The organism is Desulfocurvibacter africanus subsp. africanus DSM 2603 (genome assembly GCF_000422545.1).
Lineage (GTDB): Bacteria > Desulfobacterota > Desulfovibrionia > Desulfovibrionales > Desulfovibrionaceae > Desulfocurvibacter > Desulfocurvibacter africanus.
In genome coordinates this window covers 217,351-243,394 of sequence record NZ_KE383874.1, presented here as the reverse complement: position 1 = coordinate 243,394, position 26,044 = coordinate 217,351, and the positions used below count along the sequence as shown (strand labels likewise).

Here is a 26,044-nt window from a genome sequence, read left to right as displayed (position 1 = left end):
TCAAGAGCAGAATGCTCTAGTGAATAGTTATGACTTGTGTATAAAGGATGGAGAAAGAAAGCAAGAAACGTTCAATAAGATTTTACAACCAGGCAATGGATATGCATCCTGTTCGAACTGTGGGCGGCTCGATATTTTGCATGAATGCAGGAGGCTTTTTATAGCTTTGCGGTCTGGCAGCCTGGCATGCATATGGGAGCATGAAACTGTGCGGCAGGCCTGGACGCACGGGGCGGAAGTCTTGTGCATGTCGTCCGGAGAAAACATCATTTAATTCGAGCAGATTGCTTTTACTGACCTGGCTCGAAAACGGGAAACAGTAGTGTGTCTGGTCATTAACGGGTTTGTTTCTGTTCCCGCAGTCGCGCGCCCCCGGTCGGTATACAACAACAGCGGCCCGGCAGAAGTCTGCCGGGCCGCTGTGCGTTTTGTATCGGGACGGATTCAGTTCGCGCGTCGTGAATTGCGCAGAGCAGGCCTGCGCAGGCGGACAAGAATCGCGGCCGCCAGGAGCAGCAGCCAGTCCAGGCCGATGGGGCCGGCCGGGCCGGCTGTGGGAGCCAGGCTGCAGCCGCCGCCTCCGCCGCTTCCGCCCGAGTTGCCGCCCGTATCAGGGGCTGGCGGCGAGTAGAGGTGGTTCTCGTACCAGGCGATGGTGTGGTCGGCATAAGAAGCCGAGAGCACGTCCAGGTCGCCGTCGTTGTCCAGGTCGGCCGCGAACACCGAGACCGCGCCCAAGGCATTGGCGTTGATGACCTGTCGCGGGCCGAACAGGCCCTGGCCGTTCGTGTTCTCGTACCAGGCGATCGTGTCGTCGGCAGACGAGGCCACAAGTACGTCCAGGTCGCCATCGTCATCCAGGTCGGCCGCGAGGACCGACCTGGCGTCGACAGTGGTGCTGATGTCCGGCTGCGAGACGAACGAGCCCGAGCCGTTGTTCCTGTGCCAGGCGAGCTTGCCGTGCGAGCCGCCCAAGTCGGCCGATGCCGCGAGCACGTCCAGGGCGCCGTCGGCGTCCAGGTCGGCCGCGAACACGGAACTGAAGCCGAGGACGTCGGTGCTGATGTCCAGTGGCAGGCTGAAGGCGCCCAGGCCGTCCATGTTCTTGTACCAGCTGATTTTGCCGGGCAGGCCGGCCGAGGCCGAGAGCACGTCCGGGTCGCCGTCGTTGTCCAGGTCGGCCGCGAACACGGCGGAAGCGTGCTCTGCGCTGTTGCTGATGACCAGTTCCGAGCCGAAACGGCTCGGGGGATACTTGAAGGGATCGTTCTCGTACCAGACGATCCTGTCGAAGGGTGGCACGGCCGCGAGCACGTCCAGGTCCAGGGCCGGGTCGCCGTCCAGGTCGGCCGCGTACACCGCGGAGGCATTGTATGCGCTGTCGCTGATGATCTGCTGCGGGCCGAATGCGCCGCCCGTGTTCTTGTACCAGACGATCATGTCATGGGATGACAAGGCCGCGAGCACGTCCAGTTTGCCGTCCTTGTCCAGGTCGGCCGCGTACAGCGCGGACGGGATGTATATGCCGTTGCTGATGAACGGCTGCGGGTCGAATGCGCTGCCCGTGTTCCTGTACCAGGCGATCGTGCGGTTGAATTCCGATGCCGCGAGCACGTCCGGTTTGCCGTCGTTGTCCAGGTCGGCCGCATACACGCACCTGGCGCCGCCCGTGGTGGAGCTGATGACCTTGGCTGGGCTGAAGGTGGTGGTCGCGGCCTCAAGCCCGGCTGCAGGAAACAGCAGCAGGCCAAGGGCGACCATGGTCGGACGCAAGTGCAAAGGCATGAAATTCCCCCGGATGTTGTCGGTTCGCCGTGCAGCCCTTCCTGCCCCCCCAGCAGGCTTGCGGCTACAGGCATGATGCGCATCAGACAGAGGCGAGAAGAAATAAGCATCTATAATGAAACACAATTGTGCACAATCGCAATATTGTTTCTGGGTTCGTACTATCTCTGGTGCATGCTCATGGCGTTGCATACCTGCCGATATGTGGCGTAAGTTCAACGAGATGGTGCGCTGCTGGTGTGCCGCACAAGAGACTGTTTTACTCGCAGCTGGAAATGTGCGACATTGCCCGTGCGCAGGGCGCCTCCTGTGCACAACACATGATGAAGCCTCAACCAAAATACAGCAGTCTCTGCGCGCAGATAAATGCGCTCGGGGCGTGTCCCGACGAACTGGCCCTGGCCAGAATCCGCCGCGCGGCGCAAGCCTTCAAGCCGCACGACCCTGCCGGGGCGAACGATGTCCTGGGGCAGGTCAGCTGCCTGGCGGGTGATATCGGGGCCATGCTCCGTCACCACCGGCAGGCGATCAGGCTTTCCTGCGGTTACAGGCGGTTCCGCCGCAACTATGCCATGTCCCTGCTGCGCCAGGGCCTGCTGGACGAGGCGGCGCACGTGGCCGGGCAGCTGCATGACGAGGCTCCGGGCGATCTGGCCAGCCTCGATATCTGCCTGCATGTCCTCTTCCTGCTCGGCTTGCAGGACAAGTACGCAGCCTGCCTGGCCGACTGGAAGGCCAAGGCCGCGGACCGAACGCACCCCACCGAGTTACTGGCCATGGAAGAGAACGAGGGCCGGGATGATCGCGCAAGCCGGGACCTCGGCACGCAGCGCAGCGTATAGCCGCAGCCTGCCGGGCGCCGAGGGCCGGCCACACCGTGCTGATAAACCGTGCCGGCCGCCTTCATGAGCCGGCCCAGGGCAGACAGTCGAAAAAGCCCGTCCCGGACTTTTTCAACTCCGTAACAGCCTGGCAACGCTCCACTAGTACGGACAGTTGCTTCGCCCCCGGCGGGCCTTCCCGGCCCGCACAGCCCTTTTTTAGAGCAGATTGCTTTTATGACGCCCGCTCCGGCGTTGACGGCGCAAGTGAATTGCGCCTACGCCGAAGCTAGCGGCAAGCCATGCCGCCGCATGGCTTGTAGAGCATTTTCAAAAGCAAAATGCTCTAACAGGCTGACACGCCGGGACCGGCGAGGCCTCCGCCGCTGCCGCTCCGTTTTCCATACAGCCCCTCTTGTCCACGCCCATCATCCGGGTGTTCCCGCACAGCACACGCGCCCGGCCACGGCAGCCTGTTGCCGCACGGCAACGGCCACCTGTTGCCCATGGCTCGGACGAACATCCTTTCCACCCCTGGAGTCTTTCCAGCGCTGGTAGCCTTCCTGCCCACGGGAATCCCGTCGTTGCCGTAAACGCCCGACAGAGCGAACATTCCACGAGTGTGCATCCGGCACGCCCTGCGTGGGCGAGCCGTGAAACTGCAATGGCCAAGAGCTGTGGCCGCGACTCCCGGATCCTGGCGAATCCTGCCGGACCGTGCGGACTGTGCGGACAGAGGGGGGCGCGCCGAACTGGCGAGGTAATCCATGACTGTAAGCCTGACTGATCCCTGGGCGCTGCTGGCCGCCGTCCTGGCCATCCTGATCATACTGGCCGTGGCCGGCGCGGGCCTGTTCGCCGGCTGGACCATGGGCCGCAAGAGCCTGTTGCCGGTCCTGCCCGAGACCCCCAGGTCGAGGCGCAAGGCCGAGCCAGGGGATAAAGCCTGGCCGGCACACGACGATCCCTGGAGCGCGGCCCAGGACCGGGGCGAGCCGGCTTACCAAGACCGGGGCCCTGACCAAGGCCCTGACCGGGACCCTGACCAAGACCCTGAACGGCGCGAGGAGACCCTGTGAGCCTGATCCCCATCTACTGCGACATCTGCTGTGAACACATCGCCAATGCCGAGCAGGACGCCCTGCGTCTGCCGCTCATGGGCGCCATGTTCCAGCCGCGCGAGGCCGGCTTTCCCCATCCCATACCGGACGAGGCGACATGGGAGTTCATGCGCTGCCCCTTCGGCCCGCACCGCCCGTTCATCGAGGAGCACCTGCTGCAGGTCGGCCCGGCCACGCCGGGGAACAGGCCGGTGCTGGACCTGAGCGCCAACGCTGAGCCGATGGAGCCCGAGGAGCAGGGCGGGCCCGAAGACGCCGAAGCGCCTTTGCAGCCCCAGGCCAAGCGCGGCAAGCGCCGCCAGCGCGCAAAGGAGAACTAGCCCATGCCCGAAGTGCGCCGGGATACGATAGCTAATAACGCGGCCGCTGCGGGCCTTACGGGACTGGCCGGACTGGCCGGACTGGCCGAACTGCCCGAATCGCCAGAGCTGCCCGAGCTTGCGGAAGAGGAGCGCAGCGAGCTGCTGCCGCCCGAGGAAAGCGGCAAGCTCGGCTACCGCGTGTTCGAGCTGCTGGCCGAGATCCTGGCCGACAAGGACGCGCAGGGCCTGCACGCCAAGTGGGAGACGTTTTACCGCCTGTCGCGCAACCAGCCCTGGCGCGCGTCCAAGAAGCCGGGCGTGCCGCTTCTGTCGGCCAACCTGCTGCACCGCCACCGCACCAAGGTGGTCAACACGCTGACCAACAGCCAGCCGACCTTCAACGTGGCCCGCGCCGGCGAGATCGATGACAAGCGCGCCGGGGTGCTGGACGACGTGCACCGCGCCACCCAGTACTGGTGGCAGGAGCAGGAGCAGCAGCACGTCTTCGAGCAGAGTGTCATCAACGGCGAGACTTACGGCTGCGCCATCGAGAAGGTCATCTTCGATCCTGACCTGGAAGTGGGCCTGGGCGAGGTGCGCACGGTCGTGGTGGATCCGTTCCACTTCGGCGTCTACCCGGTGGACTGCAAAAAGTTGCAGGACGCCGAGGGCATCCTGCACTTCTACCCAATGTCCGTGCGCCAGGCCCGGCGCAAGTGGCCGGACCAGGCCCCGCTGATCCGGCCCGACGCCGACCTGCTGAAAGAATTGGGCGACACGCGTCGGCTCATCGGCGGCGAGGGCAGGGACCAGAACGTCCTGGCGCGCATCGGCTCGTTCATGGGCAGCCTGTTCGGCTACTCGGGCGACTCCTCGGGCCGGGGCCAGGCCAATGACCAGGTCCTCATCGTCGAGGCCTGGGTCAAGGACTTCTCGCAGATCGAGGCGGACGCGCTGGTCGAGGCCAGGGACGCGGCCGGCAACATCGTGCTCGGCGAGGACAACCAGCCGCTCATGGTGCCCGGCAAGGTCGCGCAGGCCAGGTACCCCGGCTTCATCCGCCGCGTCACGGCCTGCTGCGGCGGCAAGGTCGTGCTGGGGGATGACCCCAACCCGAACATCAACCCCGAGCTGCTGGCCAGCGACATGGCCAGGCACACCTACCTGTACGACAAATTTCCCTTCAGCCTGGTGCCCTCTAATACGGACACCTCGACCATCTGGGGCATGGGCGACTTCGAGCAGCTCGAAGACCTGCAGCGCGCCTTCAACAAGTGCCTGTCCCAGCTCGAATACTTCAAGGACAGGAGCGTGCGGCCCAAGATCGTCAACCCGCGCGACAGCGGCGTGGACAACGCCGAGTTCAGCAACGACCTGGGCATCCTCAACCCGGCCGGCTCGGCCGTGTCCGCCGGCATTCGCTACCTGGAGTTCCCGCACATCCCCGTGGACATCGAGCGGCTCATGGGCGTCATCAAGGACCTGTTCTTCCTGGTAAGCGCGACCTTCGACCTGGAGCAGGCCTCGACACCGGGCAAGCAGGTCATCGCGCACAAGGCCATCACCGAACTCCTGGAGCAGGTCTCGCTGTCCCTGGCCGGCAAGATCCGCAACTACCATCGCCTGGTGCGCGAGCGCGGGCGCATGTTCGTGTCGCACCTGATGAACTTCTACACCGAGGATCGCTGGATCTGCTTCGAGCAGAACGGCGAGCAGGTCACCAAGGCAATCCGCGGCAGCGAGATGATCGCCCCGCTCAAGCTGTCCGTGGTCAACGGCTCGACCCTGCCGCGCTCCAGGACCGTGGAGCGCGAGGAGGCCGCCGAGCTGTTCAAGGCCGGGGTCATCGACCAGGCCGAGATCCTGCGCGTCTTCGACTGGCCCAGCCGCGGCGAGGTGCTGAAGAGGATGCAGGCAGGCCCCCTGGCCGCGCTCATGGAGCGCCTGGCCGCTGCCGGCCTGCCCGAGCCCGTCCTGCAGATCGTGCAGGGCCTGGCCGGCCTCGACGACAAGGCCTTTGCCCAGGCCGTCAAGGCGGGCGACGTGAGCGCGCTTGTCGGCCAGGCCATGGCCGCTATGTCCGGCGAGCAGCAGGGCCAGGAGCAGCAGCCTGACCCGGCCCAAGCCCAGGCCCAGGTCCAGGCTGACGCGCTTGGGCAAATCGAGCTGGAGGCCAAGGCTGCCGAAGTCGAGCAGACCCGCGCCGAGACGCTGTTCAAGCTGTCTCAGGCCAAGACCGAGCAGGCCAGGCGGGCCGTCATGGTGGCCGGAATCGGCTACGACGAGGAGATGATCGGCATCAGGAAAACCGAGCTGCTGGCCAGCCTGGACGCGGAGGTGGACCGCTCCATCGCGGCCGTCACCAAAAAGGCCGGCCAGTCCCGGCAGGCCCATCAAGCCCAGCAGACAGGCCAGGCAGGACCGTACAGCGAGCGCGGCCTGCGCTCGAACAACCAGACTCCCGAGATCCCGAGGGTGAAATAGCCATGCCCCTGTACGATTTTCACTGCCAAACCTGCGGCCACCAGGCCGAGCTGCTCTTTCCGATCTCCGCCTGCCCCGAGTCCATGCCCTGCGAGGAGTGCCAAGGCGGCACGCTGCGCAAGGTCATCAGCCTCGGCCGCGCAGGCATCCTGCGCGAGGAAGCGCCCTGGCTGCGCGACGTGCTGCACGTCGTGGACAAGGACAGCAACGCGCCGCACGTGCGCCAGTTCCTCCAGGACCCCACGCGCGGCAACTACAAGGCCTGGCTGCAGGGCGAAGGGCTGCGGCCCGTGGAGTCCGGCGAGAAGCCGGGCAGGCCCAAAGTCGACCGGGCCAGGCTCAGGGAAGCAGGCAAGCGCAGGTTCTTCGAGCAGTGCCGTAGCGGCAGGCTCTAGCAGCACCTTGCAAATAAAATGAAAAAATGGGGGTGCAGGGAGCCCTTGCTCGGACAGGGCCCCTGCCGGGAGAGAGTCTGAGAGAGGGGCGAGCCGCCCTGGCAGGCAGCGCCCTCTCTCAGTTCAAACGCAAGCTGCCCTAGCAGCAGGAGTTCTGCGGCCGCGATTCATGCGGCCTGCCGGCCAACTCTTAACCACAGGAGCATTTCGATGACTTTGGATACCCAGACGCTAAGCCCCGCCGAGTTCGACGGCACGGATTCGTCTCCCGTGATCGACCCTGCCGGAGTCACTGATGGCCAGGACGACGGCGCATCGCCCGAGGGGGCGCAAAACACCCAGGGTGCGGATAGCGCGGCCGAAAGTGACGGCAAGGACGTGCAGGCCAGGGACAACGCCAAGGCCGGGGACAAGGCTGCAGGGGACAAGGCCGAGGCGCAAGCCAAGGCCGGGGCCGAGGAGCAGGACAAGCTCGACCGTTTGGACAGGCACCCGCGCTTTCAGGAGCTGGTCAGGGAGAAGAACACCCTGCGCGATGAACTGAAAGTCCTGCGGGACGAGCATCACAAGGTGGTCAGCTACCTGAACCAGCAGGCCCAGGCCGGCCGGAGCGCAAGCCAGGGCAACCGGCAGGCGCCGGACTACGCGGCCAGGTACGCCGAGATCGACCGCAGGCTCGAAGCCGGCCAGATCAGCCTGGCCCAGGCGCGGCAAGCAGAGCGCGAGGTCCGCGCACATGAGGAGCGCGAGCGCGCGCAGGTCGCGGAGCAGGAGATTGCCGTGAAGGCCAGGGTCGGCGAACTCCACCAGTCCTTCAAGTCCCAGAACCCCGACTTCGCCGAGATCGCCAGGTCCGACGACTTCAAGCAGGCCTTCAAGGCCAACCCCATGCACGACACCCTCTCGGCCTACTACGCGACCAAGTACGCTCGCGCCGTGGCCGGGACCGAGCAGGCCGTCAAGCAGGCCGTGGCCAAGGCCATCAGGGAAACCGAGGAACGCATCACCAAGAACAACCAAGCCAAGCGGACCGCGGCCAGCCTAGGCGCCGGGCCGCGCGGCAGCGGCTACGACCCGGACGCCATGCTGCAGGATACATCCCGGCACGGCGGGCGGGTCGCGGTCGGCGCGGCGCGGCTGCGGGCCATGAGGGCCCAGGCCGGCGGCTAACCAACCCGGAGGGCACGCATGCCTCTTTCCAATGCTGAACTTGAAATCGTCACCCGCGACTACCTGCTTGCCGACGGCAAGCAGGCCACGGACATCTACTTCGAAACCTCCTGGCTCATGCAGTATCTCATGAAGCAGCAGAAGGGCTTGTGGAAGCTGTTCGGCGGCGGGCGCAAGGTCAAGGTGCCGCTCAAGTACGACGGCGCCGAAGCCGGCTTCTACCAGCGCAACGACACGTTGAGCGAGGACGAGCGCCAGAACATCACCGCGGCCTACTTCGAGCTGCGCCACGCCTTTGGCAACGCGACCATCTACCGCGCCGACGAGCTGCAGAACGCGGGCGAGGAGGCCGAGGTCGAACTCGTGCAGAGCAAGATCGAGGACGCCATGGAGTCCTGCCGCGACACCGTGGCCAAGCAGCTGTATGCCGCGGGCGGCGACAACTCGCCCTACCTGACCGGCCTGCTTTCCTTGTGCAACGAGAACGCGGACCTGGCCTACGGCGAGCTTACCGAGAACGGCGTGGTGGCCAAGGACGGCAGCAAGCCCTGGGAGGGCAAGCTGCTGACCACGCCGGCCGTCATCAGCCTGGACACCATCCGCGAGATGCGCCGCACGGCCAAGGTCAAGGGCAAGAAGCCGGACATCGGCGTGACCACGGACCTTCTGTGGGACAAAATCGCCGGTATCTTGCAGGTCCAGCAAAGGTTCACCAGCGACAAGCCCACGGCCGAGGCCGGTTTCCAGAACCTGGTCATCGAGGGCATGACCCTCACGGTGGACGACTACATGCCGAGCGGCCACCTGTTCTGCCTGAACTCCAAGCACGTGGGCTTTGCCGTTCACCGCAAGGGCTACTTTGCGCGCACGCCCTGGAAGGACCTGACCAGCGGCGCCCAGGGCCGCTCCATGAAGATCCTGTGGGACGGCAACCTGATCAGCAACAACCGCAAGGCCCACATCGGCCGCAGCAACCTGAGCGCGGCCTAAGGCGCAGGCAAGGAGCACAACATGATCGGCAATCTCAAGACCGCCTTCTCGCAGGGCCTGCGCGAGGCCTCCAAAACCGCCCGCGAACGGGTCGGCGCCATGCGCATCGACGCCTTGGGCCGCACATTCCGCTATGCCAGGGCCGGCGCGGCTTTGACCGCTGGCTACATGGCCCAGGCCCCGCTCGCCGTGGTCGACCACCTGGGCAGGCCCGTGGCAGCCACGGCTGTCGGCGACATGCACGTCAACCTTACCGTGGGCAACACGCCCGTGGCCGAAAACCAGTACGAGGGCGGCCTGCTCATGGTCAGCGCCGGCACAGGCGCAGGCCAGGCCTACGTCATCGCCGGCAACACGGCCTGCCCGGCCAGCGGCACGACCATGCTGACCCTGGAGGAGCCGCTCACGGTCGCCCTGGCAGCCGGCGGCGCGACCAAGGCCAGCCTCATCCTGAGCCCCTGGGCCAACGTGGCCGCCTCGGGCGTGCAAGAGAACGTGCCCGCAGGCGTCCCGCTCGTGGACGTCCCGGCCAACTGCTACTGCTGGCTGCAGACCGCCGGCGTAGCCAACTGCCTCACGTCCGGAACCCCAGCCGTGGGCACGCTGCTGACCTTCGCGGCTGTGCCCGGCGCCCTGGCCGCACTCATGATCAACGCCGACGCAGCCGCCGACTACGCCCAGGCCATGCCTGTCGTGGGCAAGCAGTACGCTGCGGCTGGAGTGGATGGGGAGTGTGGGGCGGTGTATTTGATGATTGATTAGAAGAGGGGAGGGGATTGAGTAGGGAGGGGAGAGGGGCGGGGCCGTGGGGTCCCGCCCTTTTGCACTTGGCTGACAGGTGCGGACCATCCCCGCGGGCGCGGGGTGGAGAGCCAGCGCACATTGGTTCTAGTCGGCATAAGCGGAAATACCCTCACGGGCTTTGAAGGCGGCATGCTCCTTCTCTGTAGCGAAATGGCCGTCCTTGGCTTCTTGAAGTCAGGTTTGGAACAACGCATCAAACTATATAAAATATTTAATAAAGACAGCCTACCATAAGATTGGTATTTTTTCGTTTACCGACTCTACATTTTGCTGCCTATGAAGGTATATATTACGCCTAACATTAGTCACAAGAGGCCTCAAAGATCCTTTGATATCCTCAATTACATCTCTCGAAAACCCCATCTTTAGATCCTCTTCCATAATATATACGTTCTTATCCACAAAAGAATAGAATGCAATATATGCTTCGAATAGAGGTTGATTATCTAAACTACCTTTTCCTGGATAATTTTCAAGTATGGCAGATGCGATTTCAAATGACTGTCTAATCTTGTGGCGTATAGCATCTTGGTTTTTGCTATCCATCAACCCCAGCAACTCGTCAACGGAGTCATCAATTTTGTCAATGAGAGATATTAATGCATCGACATTGTTATTATATTTCTCCTTCATCCATTTTCTTTCATCATATCGCTGTCTGTATACAAAATAGTAATATCCAAGCAGTAATCCAAAAAAAGAAAAGGCCGTGCTACTAATAGATGCCAATACTGCATAGTAGTTTCGAGCATCTTCAAGAGAGGATAGGTTATGAACGCATATTTTTCTAAATGTCTCAAAGAAAAACGGGTGTACAATAAAGTAAATGATAACTATGCTCAAGAGAAAGCCAGCTAACAAAAAAGCGATCGGTCTCTTGTATTTCATGTCAGCGCTTAGAATATCCCTTTTCCAATTCCTGGTTGAGAATCATCGCCTTGACAATAGACATGTTAAGAAATCGAATCTTTTTCCTTATGGACTCTGGTCTAGCGTACTTCGTAAAGTATGCAAAAGCCTCGTTCGCAAATGATGGTCCCAACGATAGGACATCATTAAAGTCCAATGCAATAAAAACATTCAGATTTTTCCAGGCTTCTGCATTGTCCAAAGGTTCAAGATAACGTCTTCTAAAATCGATGGCCGTATGCTGACCATCACCTTGGCGTTCATTTCTATTATCTAGCCGGGATGAAAAGTCGCTCGCGACATTGATAGTGCGCATTTATTGAACTCTGCTCGTGGGTATACTTAGGTGATACATTGTTCCAGCAAAAATTTTCCCAGCGTAACTTTCACATGCAATTTTTTTGCCCACACCTGAGAACATTATATACCCGTTGCCAGAGATAATAGTCAATTGGATTCCTAACATAGTGCAAAACTCAAGGATAGTCTGCAATCCGTGTCCCCGTTTTGCACCCCGAGGAAACTGTCTGCGCACCCATCCTCTTTTTTTTGTAGCAGCATCAAGAGCACCACTAACATTTGCATCCATAGCAAAGTCAATGTAATCAGAATCGCAGTTCTTAGTGTCTGCCAATTTAGTTTTTATATACTCTCCTTGTGGACCAGTAACTAAAGAGTTCTTTATTCCAATGCCATTGTCGGCGACGCACAAAGAAATTATATGATGCTTTGGATGGTGCTGTGCCAACAACCACCAGCCCTTATCTTTATGAGATATGCCATGTTCAGTGACATTATTAATTACCTCTGTTAACACTGCGCCAAACAATTCTATCTCATCATTTGTGTAAGATGAACTTAGCTTTAATAAACTTGATATCTCATCTTTCTTTTTGTTAATGTTGGATTTAGACGTCTCTCTTTGAATTTTGACAACATCACAATCTTTATATAATCCTTCCTCTGGGAGGTTTCTTCTGTCGCAGTCTACATAATCAAAGAAGCCGCAATGCAGTAGATACGAGTTGACTGATGCAACATATGAATCTATCTGGCCTATCTCTGGTCCTGATTGTGCCCTGCGTGTCACCAACTCTACCCATTGCACATAAGAGCATATCAAAGTTATTGCTGATGGCCACATACGCGTACACTTTGAAAGATCAAAAACGATTTTCGCTGGACGTTTCGATATGAATTGCTCAGCATAGTTAAAAAAAGATGACGCCAGCTGGCTCTCTTCTATTCCAAATTCACCAACTACTGGAATTGTAATCTCTTTTTGATCAAAAACTTTTGTACTGTAATGTCTATCAATAAAATCATCTCTTTTTCGTTTTAGTTCTATAAGTTTTAAGTTGCCTCTGTATACAACGCGGTCCATGTATTTTCTGTGCTTTATCCGTGATGAGGCAATAGACTCCTTCTTTTTCTTGGCAACTTGACGTCTCTTATAGTATAGTACTTTGTCTTCCGATATCTTCTTCATTGCCTTCTCTTTCAATAGAAAAAGACTGTCTATAAAAAATTAAAACACTGCCACTTGCTAATGCTATATTTATCCCTTCAAAGACGACTTATGATTGTATATCTACTGAATGGGCCACTGCCCGTTCAAATATACCTATGTCTTACTGAAAGGCTTCATATGATTCAGTACGTCTATGGCTTGTATGAGTAAATTAATGTGCCAATTGCTCATTCCATCTAAGGAGTTTTTCAATTATTGCTATAGCGAAGCTACGGAAATTGTATCAAGCGAAACAATTATAATTTTTAATTATTGAGTCCTGCACGATTTAAAGAACATAAAGACTGATTAATACTGCGCTTAATTGTGACCAAGTCCATGTTGAAGCTTTTGAAATATATTCCCTCGTTTTTAAAAAACTTTCAAGCTTGGGTCGGTATATCTCATGATTACTTAGGAAGGGAGAGGGGCAAGGCCGTGGGGCCAGTCCTTTGTCTTGAAAGGTGATCATTCGGCTTTTAAAGCATTCACGGCGGCGAAACTGTATTTGGCAGCCTGCGTGTGAAGATCGGCACCTGCAGCCAAGTGGTAAGGATGCCGTGGATGATTGAACGGCCTTAGGTTGTGAGAGCGGGCGAGAAGGAGCGGAGGAGAGAGTTCCCTTTTCGCCTGATAGGAATAACTCTGTGATCTCCATTTCTTGCACTCTATACCCTCCGCAGGAGTTGACAAAGTAGCCGGAATATGTACGTTTTGAAGGCGTACAACGAGGAGAAAAGCCATGCCGCAGCGCCTTGTCGAGGACAACAGCCGTATGTCGCTACGGATTCCCACCGAGGAAAAAGCCTTGCTGCTTCGGGCAGTGGCCCTGAAGCATACGAATCTGACGGACTTTGTCGTCAGCAGCGCCCTGGAGGCGGCTCGATCGGTGATCGACCAGGCTGAACGGCTCCGGCTTTCCGAGCGGGACAGCCTGCTAGCCCTCGACCTGCTGGAGAACCCCCCGGCCCCCAGTGCGAAATTGCTGGCAGCGGCGCAGGCCTTGCCGAAACTGCCGTGACGATCCCGGCCTGGCACGAGGAACCCATCGCCAGGACGCATGATCGGGAATCCTTTGATTGCGGCGAGGCGGCCCTGAACGAGTTTCTGCGTCAGCATGCCCGCAAGAGTCATCAGCAGGGAGGGGCCAAGACGTTCCTGGCCATTGATGACAGGGATGGCAGGACGATCCTCGGCTTCTACAGCGTCAGCCCCGCCTCGATCGCCTACGAACGCACGCCGGAACTCGTGAAGCGCGGTCTTGCCCGCCATGACGTGCCCGTGTTCCGCCTGGCACGGCTGGCCGTGGAAGGGTCGGTCCAGGGTCGCGGCCTTGGCGGACAGCTGCTCCTCGCTGCGGGACGGCGCTGCCTGCTGGCCGCATCCCAGGCCGGCGGCGTGGCGCTGCTCATCGACGCCAAGAACGAACGCGCCGCCGCATGGTACGCCGGCTACGGAGCCGTGCCTCTGCTCGATGCACCGCTGTCGCTGCTCATGCCCTTCAAGACGATCCAGGCCGCGCTCATGGCTGCCGGAAAGCTGTGATGCAGGGGCGCTCGGGAATGCGTCGCCGCATGTAACTGGCGGGGGGGCGAGTCTTTCGTGCGGCGATGAAACCACACGGATGCGGATTCATTGGGGACATCCCGCATGCATAGATCTTACCGTTTGTCATGTTCTGCGCCGACGAGCCCACGCAACAAAAAGCCGCCTCTTGGGCGGCTTTGCTCGTCTCTGCTCGTCTTTACTCATCTTTGCAGATCTAGGGGGAGCGCTCTGCAGCTCCGGCCGGGCCTAGGCGCAGTGCTGCTGCCTGGGCCTGACTTCCGTGCGGATCTTATCGGCCAGGTTGGAGTCCTTGGCCTGTTCAAGGTCGTAGCGCATCTGGAGGTTGAGCCAGAATTCCGGACTGGTCTTGAAGTAGGCAGCAAGGCGCATGGCTGTATCAGTCGTGATGGCGCGCCTGCCGCGTACGATCTGGCTTACGCGCTGGACCGAGATGTTCAGATCCCGGCTGAGCTGGTTCATGCTGATGCTCAAGGGCTTCAAAAACTCTTCGCTCAGAATCTCACCAGGATGAATGGGGGAGGTACTGTCATGCATGGTTTCCTTCCTGATGGTAGTCCTACATCAACCCCAAAGCCTTGCGAGCGTCGGCAAGGAGCAGCATGCAGGTCAGCGGACGGAGCGGGGAGGGCTGGAAGCCTGCGCGGGCATAGAACCCGGCGGCTTTTTCATGTAGGGCATGCACCAGAAGCGCCCGGATGCCGGCGATGTCCGCGGCCTGGAGCGTTCTGAGCACGGCGTCGCGCAGGAGATCCAGGCCGAGCCCCCGGCCCTGGAAGGTCTGATCCACGGCCAGGCGGCCAAGGACCATGACGGGAATGATATCCGGCATGTTGCGGCGCACCTTGCCCGGAGCTTCCGCCGCCACAACGGCTCCGACAGCCAGGGCATAATACCCGGCAACGCGGACATTGTCCGTGACGACATAGGTCCGCGAAGCTCCGCTACGCTGGTTTGCGAGCGCACGCCGGCGGAGCCACTCGTCGAGCGCGGGCTCCCCGGATTGGAAAGAGGCCACGTCATGCGCCTCTGCCAGGGGCTCCGGCGCGCTGATCACTTTTCCCAACCCGGCTTGCGGGACAGAAGCGCGCGCAGGCGGTCATTGGACGCGGCCGGCCTGTCCAGCGCCTCCTGGAAGGCCTGGAACTCTTCAGGGGAGACCTGGAAGAGCCGCTGGTCAAGGATCGTCTCCTCGGCCGCGCGCGTGACCGCGTCGAGGATGAAGTCGGTGCGGGTCTTGAGGGCGAGCGCGGCCGCCCGGTCGATCAGGCTGCGCTGCTCCGGCGCCACCCGGATATTGATGTTCGTGCTTCGGCTGACGTGATTCTCTTGCGGCATGGTCGCCTCCAATTTGGAGCAGATTACTTTTAAGACGCCCGCTCCGGCGTTTACGGCGCAAGTGAATTGCGCCTGCGCCGAAGCTGGCGGCAAGCCATGTCGGCGCATGGCTTGCAGAGCATTTTCAAAAGCAAAATGCTCTGACACAACTATAAACCGCGCAATCATGTGCGTCAACACAACGTGCGCACAAGCTGCTTCTCTTGTCCAGATGGAAACGGGCCGGTGTGTCTGCTGATCGGCCAGGCAGGGCGAGTGGTCAGGAAGGCAACAGGAATGAAGAAGGGCGGGACCCCATGGCCCCGCCCTGTGCTGAATTATAGAGCATTTTGCAAATCAAATGAGGGGCCAGGGAAATCATTTCCCTGGCGGGAGAGAGTCTGAGAGAGGGTCGCGCCCTCTTTCAGGCCAGATGCAAACTGCTTTAGCCTCATGAGGCCGATGCCTGCTTCGCTGCAACCAGGTCGAAGCGGTCGAGGTGCATCACCTTGCTCCAGGCCGCGACAAAGTCGTTGACGAACTTCTCCTGGGAATCGGCGCAGGCGTAGACTTCCGCAATGGCCCGCAGCTGCGAGTTCGAGCCGAAGACGAGGTCGATACGGGTGCCGGTCCACCTGGGAGCGCCCGTGGCGCGATCGCTGCCCTCGAACAGGTCGCCGTCTGGCGTGGTCGGCTTCCAGGCCGTGCCCATGTCGAGCAGGTTGACGAAGAAGTCGTTGCTGAGCGTTCCGGGCCGTTTGGTGAAGACACCGTGCGGGGACTGTCCGAAGTTGGCGCCAAGCACGCGCAGGCCGCCGACGAGAACCGTCATCTCGGGCGCGGACAGGGTCAGCAGGTGCGCCCGGTCGATCAGCAGCTCCTCCGCCGATATGGCGTACTTGGTCTTGAGGTAGTTGCGGAACCCGTCCGCAGCCGGCTCCATGACGGCGAAGGAGGCCACGTCGGTCTGCTCCTGCGAGGCGTCCGTGCGTCCGGGCGCAAAGGGCACGCTCACGGCGTAGCCGGCGTTTTTCGCGGCCTGCTCCACGCCCGCGCATCCGCCAAGCACGATCAGGTCGGCCAGGGAAACCTTTTTCCCGCCGGACTGCGTGGCGTTGAACTCCTTCTGGATGCCTTCGAGGGTCTGCAGCACGTTCGCCAGCTGGGCCGGCTGGTTGACCGCCCAATCCTTTTGCGGGGCCAGGCGGATGCGCGCGCCGTTGGCGCCGCCTCGCTTGTCCGAGCCGCGGAAGGTGGACGCCGAGGCCCAGGCGGTCGAGACCAGCTGCGCGACGGACAGCCCCGAAGCCAGGACCTTGGCCTTGAGCGCGGCGATGTCCTGCGCGTCGATCAGCTCATGATCCACGGGCGGCACGGGGTCCTGCCAGAGGAGGACTTCCTGCGGGGCCAGCGCACCGAGATAGCGCGAGCGCGGACCCATGTCGCGGTGGGTCAGCTTGAACCAGGCCCGGGCAAAGGCGTCCGCGAATTCCTCGGGATTCTCCAGGTAGTGCCGCGCGATGGGCTCGTAGATCGGGTCGTAGCGCAGGGAGAGGTCCGCCGTGGTCATCATGGGCCGGTGCTTTTTGGACTTGTCATGCGCATCGACCACCATATCCTCTGCGTCCACGTCCTTGGCCAGCCACTGGTGCGCGCCGGCCGGGCTCTTGACCAGCTCCCACTCGTACTTGAACAGCACCTTGAGATAGCCCATGTCCCAGGTGGTCGGCTTCGGCTTCCAGGCACCCTCGATGCCGCTTCCGATCGTATGGGCACCCTTGCCGCTGCCGAAGCTGCACTTCCAGCCCAGGCCCTGCTCTTCTATGCCGGCGGCCTCGGGCTCGGGGCCGACATGGGCCGCATCACCGGCACCGTGGCATTTGCCGAAGGTATGCCCGCCGGCCACGAGCGCGACGGTTTCCTCGTCGTTCATGGCCATGCGCGCGAAGGTCTCCCGCACGTCACGGCCCGAGGCGAGCGGATCGGGATTCCCGTTCGGCCCTTCCGGGTTCACGTAGATGAGGCCCATCTGCACGGCGGCAAGCGGATTCTCCAGATCCCGTTCGCCGGAGTAGCGCTTGTCGCCGAGCCATTCGCTCTCGGCTCCCCAGTAGATCTCCTCCGGCTCCCAGATGTCCTCGCGCCCTCCGGCGAAGCCGAACGGCTTAAGGCCCATGGATTCGATGGCGCAGTTGCCGGCGAAGACCATAAGGTCGGCCCAGGAAATCTTTCTGCCGTACTTCTGCTTGATGGGCCACAGCAGCCTGCGCGCCTTGTCGAGGTTGACGTTGTCGGGCCAGCTGTTGAGGGGGGCAAGGCGCTGGTTACCGCTCCCGGCACCGCCGCGCCCGTCGCCCAGGCGGTAGGTGCCGGCGCTGTGCCAGGCCATGCGGATGAACAGGGGGCCATAGTGGCCATAGTCGGCAGGCCACCATTCCTGCGACGTGGCCATAAGCTGGCAGAGGTCCTTTTTGAGGGCCTCCAGGTCCAGGCTCTTGAATTCCTCGGCGTAGTTGAATGCCGCCCCCAGGGGGTTGGACTTGGGGGGATGCTGGTGCAGGACGGACAGGTTGAGCTGGTTCGGCCACCAGTCCCGGTTCGAACTGCCGCGCCGTTCTGCCGTCTTGGCGGTTTTGCCCGTCACCGGGCATTTGCCCTGCTCACTCATGGCGCCTCCTTATTATGATTCTTTATGTTTTGTTCAGTATTTCCATGGGCACTGGCCATGCTACGGCTGTTCAAATCTGTTGCCTGCTCCAGGGGTAGCAAGCCTTTTCGGCCGGGGTCAGGCCTGGCCGGGTTCCCCCTCGGACAGGGACACACCGGTTTCCCGTTTTCCGGCGCAGGCATGGCAGATCCCCTTGACCTCGACCTGGGTCCTTTCAATGGAGCCTATGGCTGCCACGGATGCGGGCAGTTGCAGGTTGTCCAGCTCCGGGCTGTAGAAATCGCGGGTCAGGCCGCAGCGGACACACACGAAATGATGGTGGCGGGTCAGGTTCGCATCAAAGCGCGTGCTCTCCTTGGCCGGTCCGACTGTCGCAACCAGGCCCAATCCGGCCAGCCACCACAACGTCCTGTAGACGGTGTCCAGTGAAACCGTCGTAAGCCTCTCGCGGACCCTCTGGTAGATCATTTCCGCATCCGGATGCTCTTCGCTTCCGGCAACCTCGCGGAATATCTCGATCCGCTGGGGCGTCAACCTTGCCCCGGCGTCCCTGCAGGCTTGCAGCAAGGCGTGCATTCGCTCTTCGATTACGTTCTTGTCCAAATTGTAATCAGCTCCTTGATAGGAATTTATCCTATTAAGGAGACTCTTCGATTCCACGGAATTCGTCAAGTTGAAAAGAGATTATCGGACAGAATGGGACAGAATGCCGAGCTGCCTGTGCCTGCGCAGGGTGCTGCCCCTGGAGCGCCTTCCCCCGAGGCCATCCGCTGCTCCTCCGGGTAGCCGGACCGGCGCTCCTGGGTGGGCCGTAGTCGCTATGGGCAAATGGTCAGCGAACCGACTTGACGCACTCCGGCAACAAAAAAGCCGCCTTTAGGGGCGGCTTTGCTCGTCTTTGCTGATCTCTGCTCGTCTTGGCTGATCTGGGCAGCGCCCGTCAGGTCCGGCCGGGCCTGGGCCGGCTTCCCTGGCCGGGCGCTCAGGCTCCGAAGCGACCCGGCCTGCCTCCTTGCGCCTGGTATCGGCCTCACGTGCGGAAGAGCGGGAGGGCCAAGCCTTATCCTGTAGGACAAATGTCGGTATATTTTTATCTGGAAGGGTGTTAGGCGTTTTTCCGTTACTGGTAAGCCTCATAAGTCTGCGCTGCATATCGGAAAAGCCGTAGCGTGTGGATCGGTGCACGACTCGGTCCTCTCTTCGTGCGGTGCATGGGCGGGCATCGCTTCGCCACTACGAACCCTTGCGGCCATTCCGGCAGGGGAGGGCTCTTCATGCCCCTGCAGCACGCGTCCTTCCGACGCGGAGCGGCCCGGTCGCGCGAACAAGAGAGGGTAAAACGCATGCAGCATGCATCGATTCGCAGCCTATGCCTCGCCGTGTTAATCCTGTGGGCCGTGTTGCCGCCCCGATGGGCCGCGGCCGAGGACAACCACGGCTACAGGACGACCACCCTGTCCGGCAATGCCGTCAACTACGGGACCATCGCCACCGCGGGCAACGATGAAAATGGCATGCTGGTCGCGAGCGGACAGAGCGCGGTCAATGCCGCCGCAGGCAGCGTCTCCACCACGGGCATGCAGGCCTACGGCATATGGGCACAAAGCTACAGCACGGCGAGCAATTCCGGCAGCATCTCCACCACTGGCTCCTATGCCTACGGCATACGCGTAAGAAGCCACAGCACGGCGAGCAATTCCGGCAGCATCTCCACCACGGGCCTTGATTCCCACGGCCTATTAGCAGGCCAAGACAGCACGGCGAGCAATTCCGGCAGCATCACGACCTCGGGCGAAGGTGCCTTCGGCCTATACGTATCCAACAGCGAGGCCCGCAACTCCGGCAGCATCACGACCTCGGGCGAAAATGCCTCCGGCCTATTCTCATACTACAGCACGGCGAGCAATTCCGGCAGCATCACGACCTCGGGCACGGATGCCCACGGCCTATACGCAAACGACAACAGCACGGTGAGCAATTCCGGCAGCATCTCGACCACGGGCACGAGTGCCTACGCCGTCTATGCGGATAATAATTCCACCGCCATTCTGACCACAGGCACACGCATCCTGAACGGGGACGTGTCCGGGGACAATAGCTCCTCCCTGATCCTGGACGGCAGCGGGGAGGTCGACTTCAACATCACCGGGGCCTGGGCGATGATCCGCAAGACCGGCGGAGGCGCCTGGAGCCTGGCCCGGAACGTGAGCGCGCCGAACGACTTCGAGCTTGCGCAGGGCTCGCTGGTTGTAACCCGGGGCACGGCCTTGAGCGTTGGCGGGAACTACACGCAGGCTGCCGGGACGAGCCTGGTCCTGCCCGGCGGCGTAACGCCCGCCCTGAGCGTGGCGGGCACGGCGAACTTCGGGGGGAACCTGCTGGTGGACCCCTCGGCCGAGGACATCGGCAACACAGTCAGCCTGGTCAGTGCGGCCACTCTGGGCAGCAGCGGCTTCGGCAGCGTGGGCTCATACAACCCGCACTTCCGGCTGACGACCTCCACCACGGGCACGCAGCTGCGGGCCCGCGTCGAGTACGACCCGCAGTACGACTCCGCGGCCCTGGGCCTGGCCTCGACCCTGGCTGCGGGCCGCACATTCACCCTGCTGCCCGCGGCGCGCACGCGCACCCTGCTGGCCCAGGCCGACGACTCGGGCAATACCGGAACCGGCGAGCCCGTGCTGGTGGCCGCCAACGGCTCCCTGAGCGGCCTTTTGTATGGCGGCTCGCGCGTGCAAGAGGGCGGCTTCTACCTGCAGCCAGTGTACAGCCACGCGCGGCGCGAGGCCTATGACGACAGCCCGGGCTACACGGCGGACACGGGCGGGCTGGAGCTTGGCGCCGACACCTTCCTACCCGGCGGCACGCTCGTGGGCGGCTTCGCGGGCTATGCCACGACGGACATCGACCTGACCGGCCCAAGCTTCTCCGAGACGGACCGCGAGGACCAGCGCACGCTGTTCGCCGGCCTCTACGCGGGCCAGGACTTAAGCGGCTGGGTCCTGTCCGGCACGCTCATGGCCGCAGGCACCGACCACGAGACAGAGCGCAACGCGGGCCTGAATGAACGGGCCAGGGCCGACTACGACAGCTGGGCCGCAAGCGTTGACGCGAACCTGGCCTATCCTTTGTACCTCGGCGCCTGGCAGTTGACCCCGGAGGCCGGGCTGTCGGCCCTGTACCTGGACCGGCCGGGCTACAGCGAGCAGGGCGCGACCAACGCGCTTACGTACGCGGACTATGATGAGTGGTTCCTGGACGGCTCCGCGGGCCTGCGCCTGCAGCGCTCCTGGCAGGTGCAAGAGGCCCTGCTGACGCCCTACGCGAGCCTGGCCGTAGTCCAGGCCCTGACCGACAACGACCTGCGCGTCCGCCAGACCATCGCGACAACGGATGCCGAGGTGGTCCAGGACGAGGACGACACGCGCCTGGCCGGCCGCCTGGGCCTGGTCCTGTCCCGTGAGGGCCGGCGCCTGGAGCTGATCTACGCAAACGAGACCAGCGAGCACACCGAGTCCCACGGCCTGCTCGTCAACCTGCGCTTTGAATTCTAGGGCAATTTGCTTTTGAACTGAGACAGGGCGCTGCCTTCTCTTAGAGCGGATTGCTTTTAAGACGCCCGCTCCGGCGTTGACGGCGCAAGTGAATTGCGCCTGCACCGAAGCAAACGGCAAGCCATGCCGAGGCATGGCTTTAGAGCATTTTCAAGATGCCCTAAAGTAGGATTAAATCCTGTTCTGCTCGCCCGAATTGGTCCAGCCTTTTCCCTGACTCCGCAAAGGCCGGCACGCCGGCCGTAGCGGCGAGGCCGACTTTCTGCTTGCTCAGGGGGAACACGGGCTGGGACGTCGGCCTCCCGTTGCGCTATCAAGCCCTACCGGCTGGTGCAGGCTGGTTACTGTTTTCCCGCATGCGCGCCCGTACACGCTTTCGCCTGCACGACGGATGTGCAGCGAAATCCGCAGGATCGGCCCCTCCCGCTCATAGCAGTACACCCGCCAGGCGTTTGAGAATCTCCACCAGGGGAAGCTCTGTCAGCAAAAGCGGCAGGAGCGGGAGAAAGGCGGCCAGGACGAGGACCTTGATCAGGGCCAGGTCCAGAGGCACGACTCGCATGGTCCGGATGTTCTGGAAGGTGGCGTCGAGGTCGGCCAGGGATTGGATGTCCCCGGTTCCCAACAAATCCTCCCGGAGTGGTTGCCCCCGGAGCCATTTCCCTTCGAAACTCAGGGCATATTGGCTGGACAGGGCGCCATACTCCTGCAGCCCCCGGCGCTTGACCGAGGCAAGCCGCGAAATGAAGACGAACAGCGGCAACAGGACCAGGGCGGCATTCAAGATCATAAACACGCTGCCGACTGTCCAGTAGGCCCTGAAGCTCTCGCCGGCATGAAGTATGCGCCCGGCGACGCCTCCTGCGAAGGAACAGGAAAAGGCGAAGACGATCGAAGCAAACGCGGCCTGGCCCTTGGGCAGGAAGCCCAGCCCGCCCATGCGGTCGGGATGGATTGGCTCCAGCCGCAGGCCAAGCCGGGACAAACGCCATAGAAACCTCGCCCAGAGCAGATAGCGCCAGAGCCAGCGCAGCAGAAGAAAACGGTAGACCGGCAGGCTGAGCAGGCTGTGCCACCAGCCTGCGGGCGTGTGCTCAAGCCCGCTTGGCATCAGCAGCATTTTCCAGGTGGACAGCGGCCCGTATAGCTCGGTGCGCGGTTCGAACAGCCCGAGGAGGGCGAGAGCCAGCAGGGCCAGAACCTCGGCCAGCAGGTTTTCCCTGCGGCGCCTGGTCTCGGACACCGCGGCATCGAAAGCCGGCTCGTCCGCCGCCGCGATCAGGTTGTAGTGCGCGAACTGGTCCGCCGTACCCTTGAGCCGCGGCACGATGACCGCCTCGGCTGCCAGCAGCAGGGGCATGACCAGGAGGAACCGGGTCTGGACCACTATGTCCTCCAGGAATGCCACCCGCACGGATTCGCCGAGAAGCGTGCCCTGCAAGGCCGTCAGCAGGGCAAGCGGCAGCCAGCAGAAGGCCAGGATCAGCACGATCCGGGCTCCGACGCCGGACGCGCCGACTTTCCGCAGGACGACCTGGAAGGGGCCGCCGCCGAAGCGGGAGAAACTGTCTGTTTCCGGCCTCATCGTCTCCTCCTCACCGGTCTTCTCAGAGGCCGGTTCCATTCAGTAATTCAGAGCATTTTGCTTTTGAAAATGCTCTGAAGCCAAGCGTCGCAGGGCTTGCCGCTAGCTTCGGCGCAGGCGCAATCCACTTGCGCCGCGGGCGCCGGAGCGGGCGTCATAAAAGCAATCTGTTCCAGGCCATGCGCGCGCGGTGCCATATAGAATGTCCCTCCGTGCTCATCCGCCGGTGAGGAATGGAATTGTAACCCTCGCCTGGAATAGGACCAGTCATAAGTTGAGATTCCCGGCAAAAGCAGCCCCACGGCAACAAAAAAGCCGCCCTCAGGGGCGGCTTTGCTCGTTTTGCTTGTCTTGGCTGATCTTTGCAGATCTGGGCAGCGCTTTTAGAGCATTTTGCTTTTGAAAATGCTCTAAAAGCCATGCGTCGGCATGGCTTGCCGCCGCGTAGGCGTAGGCGCAATTCACTTGCGCCGTCAACGCCGGAGCGGGCGTCTTAAAAGCAATCTGCTCTAGGTCCGGCCGGGCCCAGGCGCAGTGCTGCTGCCTTGGCCTGACCACCCGGCTGATCCTGTTGGCCAGGTTGGAGTCCCTGGCCTGTCAAAAGCATGTTCAAAAGCAAAATGCGCTATAAAAAGCATTCCGACTGCTTGGGTTCCTTGAAAAGGGTAGTCAGCCGTATCGAGGCATCTTTCACCGGGCTTGGCTTCATGCTTCGGGCGCTCTGGGGGCAGCTCTTGATGCAGGCGCAACAGGTGATGCAGATTTCCTGCTGGATCAGCGAACTGTCGTGCGGGTCGACGGCGCCCGTGGGGCAGACCTCCGCGCACAGGCCGCAGTGCGTGCACTGATCATTCACGGCGATGAAATCGACGGTCCACAGCTTCGAATCTCTTGTGTAGGGATAAATGCCGGGCACGTGTACATCAGGGATTTGCGAAATCGAGGCAATGGCTTGCAGCTTCTCACGTATCCGCTGCCCGAACGCCTGTGCATGGCTCAAGTCAGCCTTGTCGGGACGGCCTTGGGCCACCGGCGTCTCGGAACTGGAGAACGAGTGCTCCCCGATGTATGCCGCGCAGGCAATGGGAATGCACCCGCATTGCGTCAGGATGGTTTTCAGTTCGAGCAGGGCGTCCTCATAGGCGCGATTGCCGTAGACCACTACGCAGACCGTGGGGGTATCGTGGGCCTGGAGTGCATTCAGCCATTCCGTCACCAGGGCCGGCACCCTGCCCATGTACACGGGGACCGCGACCACGAGCAGTTCGTTTTCCGAGGTCAGCAGCGGCTGCCTGCGTGCCTCCGGCCTGGTGATGTCGATCGCTTCCAGGCTGCCCGGATTCATGCCCTGCGCAATGGAGCGGGCAACCGCCTGTGTCGTTCCGGTCGGTGAGAAATAAACCAGTTTCACGGATTCCATGTTCATTGCATCTACTCCATTAGGCGTCAGTCCTTGCGTGCATTGCTTCGGAAACATGCTCATGCAGGCCGGCACTGAAAAGAACTCTGATATACTAGCGGCTTGTTGGCAAGCAAGGTATTGCTGCAGGTTGCCTGCAAGGGCGGATCATCCCGCAGGCGCAGGGCTCGATACAGTGTACCGCTGCCCTGGAAATTTAAGCCACGCACAAGACGTGGAGGATCAGGGAGCCCGCTGCCGAAGGCGGGAAATTCCCGTATCTGCCGATTCCTTATCAAAGCGCTGCGATTGCCTGGATGATGGCCTGAATCTTCGGCAAGCGCTCCCGCTGATAAGCGGACGAGCCCATGAGGTGGGCGGCAAGTTCCTCTTCGAGGGTCGGATCGGCCAGAAAACGTCTGCAGTAGTCGCCAAGGCCCTGCTGCAGCACTTGAGGGCTTTGGCTTACTTCATCCAGTAGCTCCTTTCGCCCGTTGAACAGCTCCACGATGTCCTCAAGGTCCTTGCTTATGGTCGGGTCAACGATCCCCCGGTCGAAAAAGGCCTCGAACTTCGATGCCAGGAAAAACGGAGCCCTCGCGTGCCTGATCTCCAGCCCGCATTCCAGGGCCAATGAAGTATGCCCTTGCTGGATGATCATCCCATACCACTTGTTGGTGTGTCCCAGGATATCCGGACTGGTCGGCATGATATCCATGATGATCTTGTCGGGATAGCTCTGGCTCGGGGGGAGCACCCACCTGCAGAGGGGAGCCTGCTTTCCCTCCTCCCATTCTTCGGGTGGCGGCTGCCGAAATCCCAAATCAGCGAGCTGGTGCTGAAGAGTGTAGAAATCCTTTCTGGTCAGGATCTCGATGATCACATCGAGGTCATGGGTGTACCGCACGTCCTTGGGGGTATCTTCCGTGAGCAGGAGGGGCGTAATTGCCCCTCCCAGATAGACGACTTCAGGCAGGACAGGGCCAAGCCTCTGGGCGGATGTCTCGATCTGCGCCCTGATTCGATCGAGGTTTTTGCGGACGATCATGCGGCGCCAAACCTGCGCTCAAGCTCCTTGGAGGCGACCTCGAACTCACGTGCGCTGCCGCTGCGCAGGCTATCCACGAGAGCCAGGACCTCGTACAGCTTCGGGTCCTTTTTGGCAGCGGCCGGGACGCTCTTGTAGAGCGGCTTCACGCTTACACCCTCCATGGAACCTTCCGGGTCCGGCCAGACGTAGGAAGTACCAGCATGGCCCATCTGATTGCTCATGGGCTCAGCCGAGACAGCTGTCGGAATGCCCCGTTGCGGTTTCCCCTCGATCTCCAGGGGAAACGCATACTTCAGGCCATGCTTTAAGAACTCCAATAATCTTAGCTTGTTCGGCCTGCGCAGAGAGCTGCTGTACAGCTTGGATTTCTCGGCGCGCTTCAAGCTGGCATGCACCTCGGACCTGCTCATGAACAGCTCGCCCGAAAGAGAGGTAAACGACCAGTCAGCTATGATTTTCGCATCAGAAGTGGTGAGCTTGAGCAGAACGACGATGTCCTGGGGCTTCAGCATAGGACCTCCTGGACGTCCTGTTCTTTGTTCGCGAATTGCGAATGCCACTCTACCTCACTAATGCCCCATGTCAAATCTTGTTGAGCTTAGGGGCTCGAAAA

General features: G+C 61.2%; 24 protein-coding genes. 11 read left to right on the top strand and 13 right to left on the bottom strand.

The features are described from left to right. Nucleotides 1–444: 444 nt before the first annotated feature. On the bottom strand, nucleotides 445–1,785 hold the full coding sequence (locus H585_RS22305; RefSeq protein WP_027369234.1) for an FG-GAP repeat domain-containing protein: 1,341 nt from the start codon (nucleotides 1,783–1,785) through the stop codon (nucleotides 445–447). Between the two features lie 320 nt (nucleotides 1,786–2,105). Between H585_RS22305 and H585_RS0120565 the strand changes: the two genes are divergently transcribed. From H585_RS0120565 to H585_RS0120525, 8 genes are all read left to right on the top strand, one after another. Next, entirely contained in the window at nucleotides 2,106–2,627 is a 522-nt protein-coding gene (locus H585_RS0120565) for a hypothetical protein (protein WP_027369233.1), read from the top strand. Nucleotides 2,628–3,373: 746 nt separating this feature from the next. Then, nucleotides 3,374–3,685: a hypothetical protein gene (locus H585_RS0120560; RefSeq protein ID WP_027369232.1), complete on the top strand. Its 312-nt coding sequence runs from the start codon at nucleotides 3,374–3,376 to the stop codon at nucleotides 3,683–3,685. Next, nucleotides 3,682–4,047: a hypothetical protein gene (locus tag H585_RS21965; RefSeq protein WP_034628628.1), complete on the top strand. Its 366-nt coding sequence runs from the start codon at nucleotides 3,682–3,684 to the stop codon at nucleotides 4,045–4,047. The genes H585_RS0120560 and H585_RS21965 overlap by 4 nt, the downstream gene beginning before the upstream one ends. 3 nt (nucleotides 4,048–4,050) lie before the next feature. Further along, nucleotides 4,051–6,513, top strand: coding sequence for a phage portal protein (locus H585_RS21960; protein ID WP_051183255.1), 2,463 nt, complete (start codon nucleotides 4,051–4,053; stop codon nucleotides 6,511–6,513). 2 nt (nucleotides 6,514–6,515) lie between these two features. After that, nucleotides 6,516–6,908 (top strand): FmdB family zinc ribbon protein, encoded by a 393-nt coding sequence (locus tag H585_RS21955; RefSeq protein WP_051183252.1) that lies wholly within the window; start codon nucleotides 6,516–6,518, stop codon nucleotides 6,906–6,908. A 210-nt stretch (nucleotides 6,909–7,118) separates the two neighbouring features. Continuing rightward, on the top strand, nucleotides 7,119–8,078 hold the full coding sequence (locus H585_RS0120535; protein ID WP_027369230.1) for a hypothetical protein: 960 nt from the start codon (nucleotides 7,119–7,121) through the stop codon (nucleotides 8,076–8,078). A gap of 18 nt (nucleotides 8,079–8,096) precedes the next feature. After that, on the top strand, nucleotides 8,097–9,068 hold the full coding sequence (locus H585_RS0120530) for a phage major capsid protein (RefSeq protein WP_027369229.1): 972 nt from the start codon (nucleotides 8,097–8,099) through the stop codon (nucleotides 9,066–9,068). 21 nt (nucleotides 9,069–9,089) lie between these two features. After that, a complete protein-coding gene (locus H585_RS0120525) occupies nucleotides 9,090–9,830 on the top strand; it encodes a hypothetical protein (RefSeq protein WP_027369228.1) in 741 nt (246 codons plus the stop codon). A 267-nt stretch (nucleotides 9,831–10,097) separates the two neighbouring features. Here H585_RS0120525 and H585_RS0120520 read toward each other — a convergent pair whose 3' ends face one another. Genes H585_RS0120520 through H585_RS23200 form a run of 3 tightly spaced genes read right to left on the bottom strand, consistent with a single transcriptional unit; the run spans nucleotide 10,098 to nucleotide 12,270 of the window. Continuing rightward, on the bottom strand, nucleotides 10,098–10,760 hold the full coding sequence (locus H585_RS0120520; protein WP_027369227.1) for a hypothetical protein: 663 nt from the start codon (nucleotides 10,758–10,760) through the stop codon (nucleotides 10,098–10,100). A 1-nt stretch (nucleotide 10,761) separates the two neighbouring features. Further along, complete coding sequence (locus tag H585_RS21950; RefSeq protein ID WP_034628626.1) at nucleotides 10,762–11,097, bottom strand: STAS-like domain-containing protein; 336 nt, start codon at nucleotides 11,095–11,097, stop codon at nucleotides 10,762–10,764. Continuing rightward, complete coding sequence (locus H585_RS23200) at nucleotides 11,098–12,270, bottom strand: hypothetical protein (protein WP_138708227.1); 1,173 nt, start codon at nucleotides 12,268–12,270, stop codon at nucleotides 11,098–11,100. It lies immediately after the preceding gene. Between the two features lie 763 nt (nucleotides 12,271–13,033). On the opposite strand from H585_RS23200, the gene H585_RS0120515 reads away from it, so the two are divergent. Both H585_RS0120515 and H585_RS0120510 read left to right on the top strand, forming a co-directional pair. Next, entirely contained in the window at nucleotides 13,034–13,312 is a 279-nt protein-coding gene (locus H585_RS0120515) for a type II toxin-antitoxin system TacA family antitoxin (protein WP_027369226.1), read from the top strand. After that, entirely contained in the window at nucleotides 13,309–13,836 is a 528-nt protein-coding gene (locus tag H585_RS0120510; protein WP_027369225.1) for a hypothetical protein, read from the top strand. Before H585_RS0120515 ends, H585_RS0120510 begins: the two co-directional genes overlap by 4 nt. A 249-nt stretch (nucleotides 13,837–14,085) precedes the next feature. On the opposite strand, the gene H585_RS0120505 is transcribed toward H585_RS0120510, so the two are convergent. The 5 genes from H585_RS0120505 to H585_RS0120485 form a co-directional block, all read right to left on the bottom strand. Then, the gene (locus H585_RS0120505) at nucleotides 14,086–14,394 is read right to left on the bottom strand and encodes a HigA family addiction module antitoxin (protein WP_027369224.1); all 309 of its coding nucleotides are present in this window, start codon (nucleotides 14,392–14,394) and stop codon (nucleotides 14,086–14,088) included. 22 nt (nucleotides 14,395–14,416) lie between these two features. Continuing rightward, a complete protein-coding gene (locus H585_RS0120500) occupies nucleotides 14,417–14,875 on the bottom strand; it encodes a GNAT family N-acetyltransferase (protein ID WP_244432676.1) in 459 nt (152 codons plus the stop codon). Nucleotides 14,876–14,910: 35 nt separating this feature from the next. Further along, nucleotides 14,911–15,195 (bottom strand): type II toxin-antitoxin system TacA family antitoxin, encoded by a 285-nt coding sequence (locus tag H585_RS0120495; RefSeq protein WP_027369222.1) that lies wholly within the window; start codon nucleotides 15,193–15,195, stop codon nucleotides 14,911–14,913. Nucleotides 15,196–15,625: 430 nt separating this feature from the next. Further along, a complete protein-coding gene (gene katG, locus H585_RS0120490; protein WP_027369221.1) occupies nucleotides 15,626–17,842 on the bottom strand; it encodes a catalase/peroxidase HPI in 2,217 nt (738 codons plus the stop codon). A 117-nt stretch (nucleotides 17,843–17,959) separates the two neighbouring features. Then, the gene (locus tag H585_RS0120485; protein WP_027369220.1) at nucleotides 17,960–18,445 is read right to left on the bottom strand and encodes a Fur family transcriptional regulator; all 486 of its coding nucleotides are present in this window, start codon (nucleotides 18,443–18,445) and stop codon (nucleotides 17,960–17,962) included. Between the two features lie 671 nt (nucleotides 18,446–19,116). On the opposite strand from H585_RS0120485, the gene H585_RS0120480 reads away from it, so the two are divergent. Then, nucleotides 19,117–21,396, top strand: a complete 2,280-nt coding sequence (locus H585_RS0120480; RefSeq protein WP_027369219.1) for an autotransporter family protein — start codon at nucleotides 19,117–19,119, stop codon at nucleotides 21,394–21,396. Nucleotides 21,397–21,823: 427 nt separating this feature from the next. On the opposite strand, the gene H585_RS0120475 is transcribed toward H585_RS0120480, so the two are convergent. From H585_RS0120475 to H585_RS0120450, 4 genes are all read right to left on the bottom strand, one after another. Continuing rightward, nucleotides 21,824–22,981: a hypothetical protein gene (locus H585_RS0120475; RefSeq protein ID WP_027369218.1), complete on the bottom strand. Its 1,158-nt coding sequence runs from the start codon at nucleotides 22,979–22,981 to the stop codon at nucleotides 21,824–21,826. Nucleotides 22,982–23,606: 625 nt separating this feature from the next. Further along, complete coding sequence (locus tag H585_RS0120460; protein WP_027369216.1) at nucleotides 23,607–24,407, bottom strand: EFR1 family ferrodoxin; 801 nt, start codon at nucleotides 24,405–24,407, stop codon at nucleotides 23,607–23,609. A gap of 268 nt (nucleotides 24,408–24,675) precedes the next feature. Beyond that, a complete protein-coding gene (locus tag H585_RS0120455) occupies nucleotides 24,676–25,428 on the bottom strand; it encodes a hypothetical protein (protein ID WP_027369215.1) in 753 nt (250 codons plus the stop codon). Beyond that, entirely contained in the window at nucleotides 25,425–25,943 is a 519-nt protein-coding gene (locus H585_RS0120450) for a hypothetical protein (protein ID WP_027369214.1), read from the bottom strand. The genes H585_RS0120455 and H585_RS0120450 overlap by 4 nt, the downstream gene beginning before the upstream one ends. Between the last annotated feature and the right edge of the window lie 101 nt (nucleotides 25,944–26,044).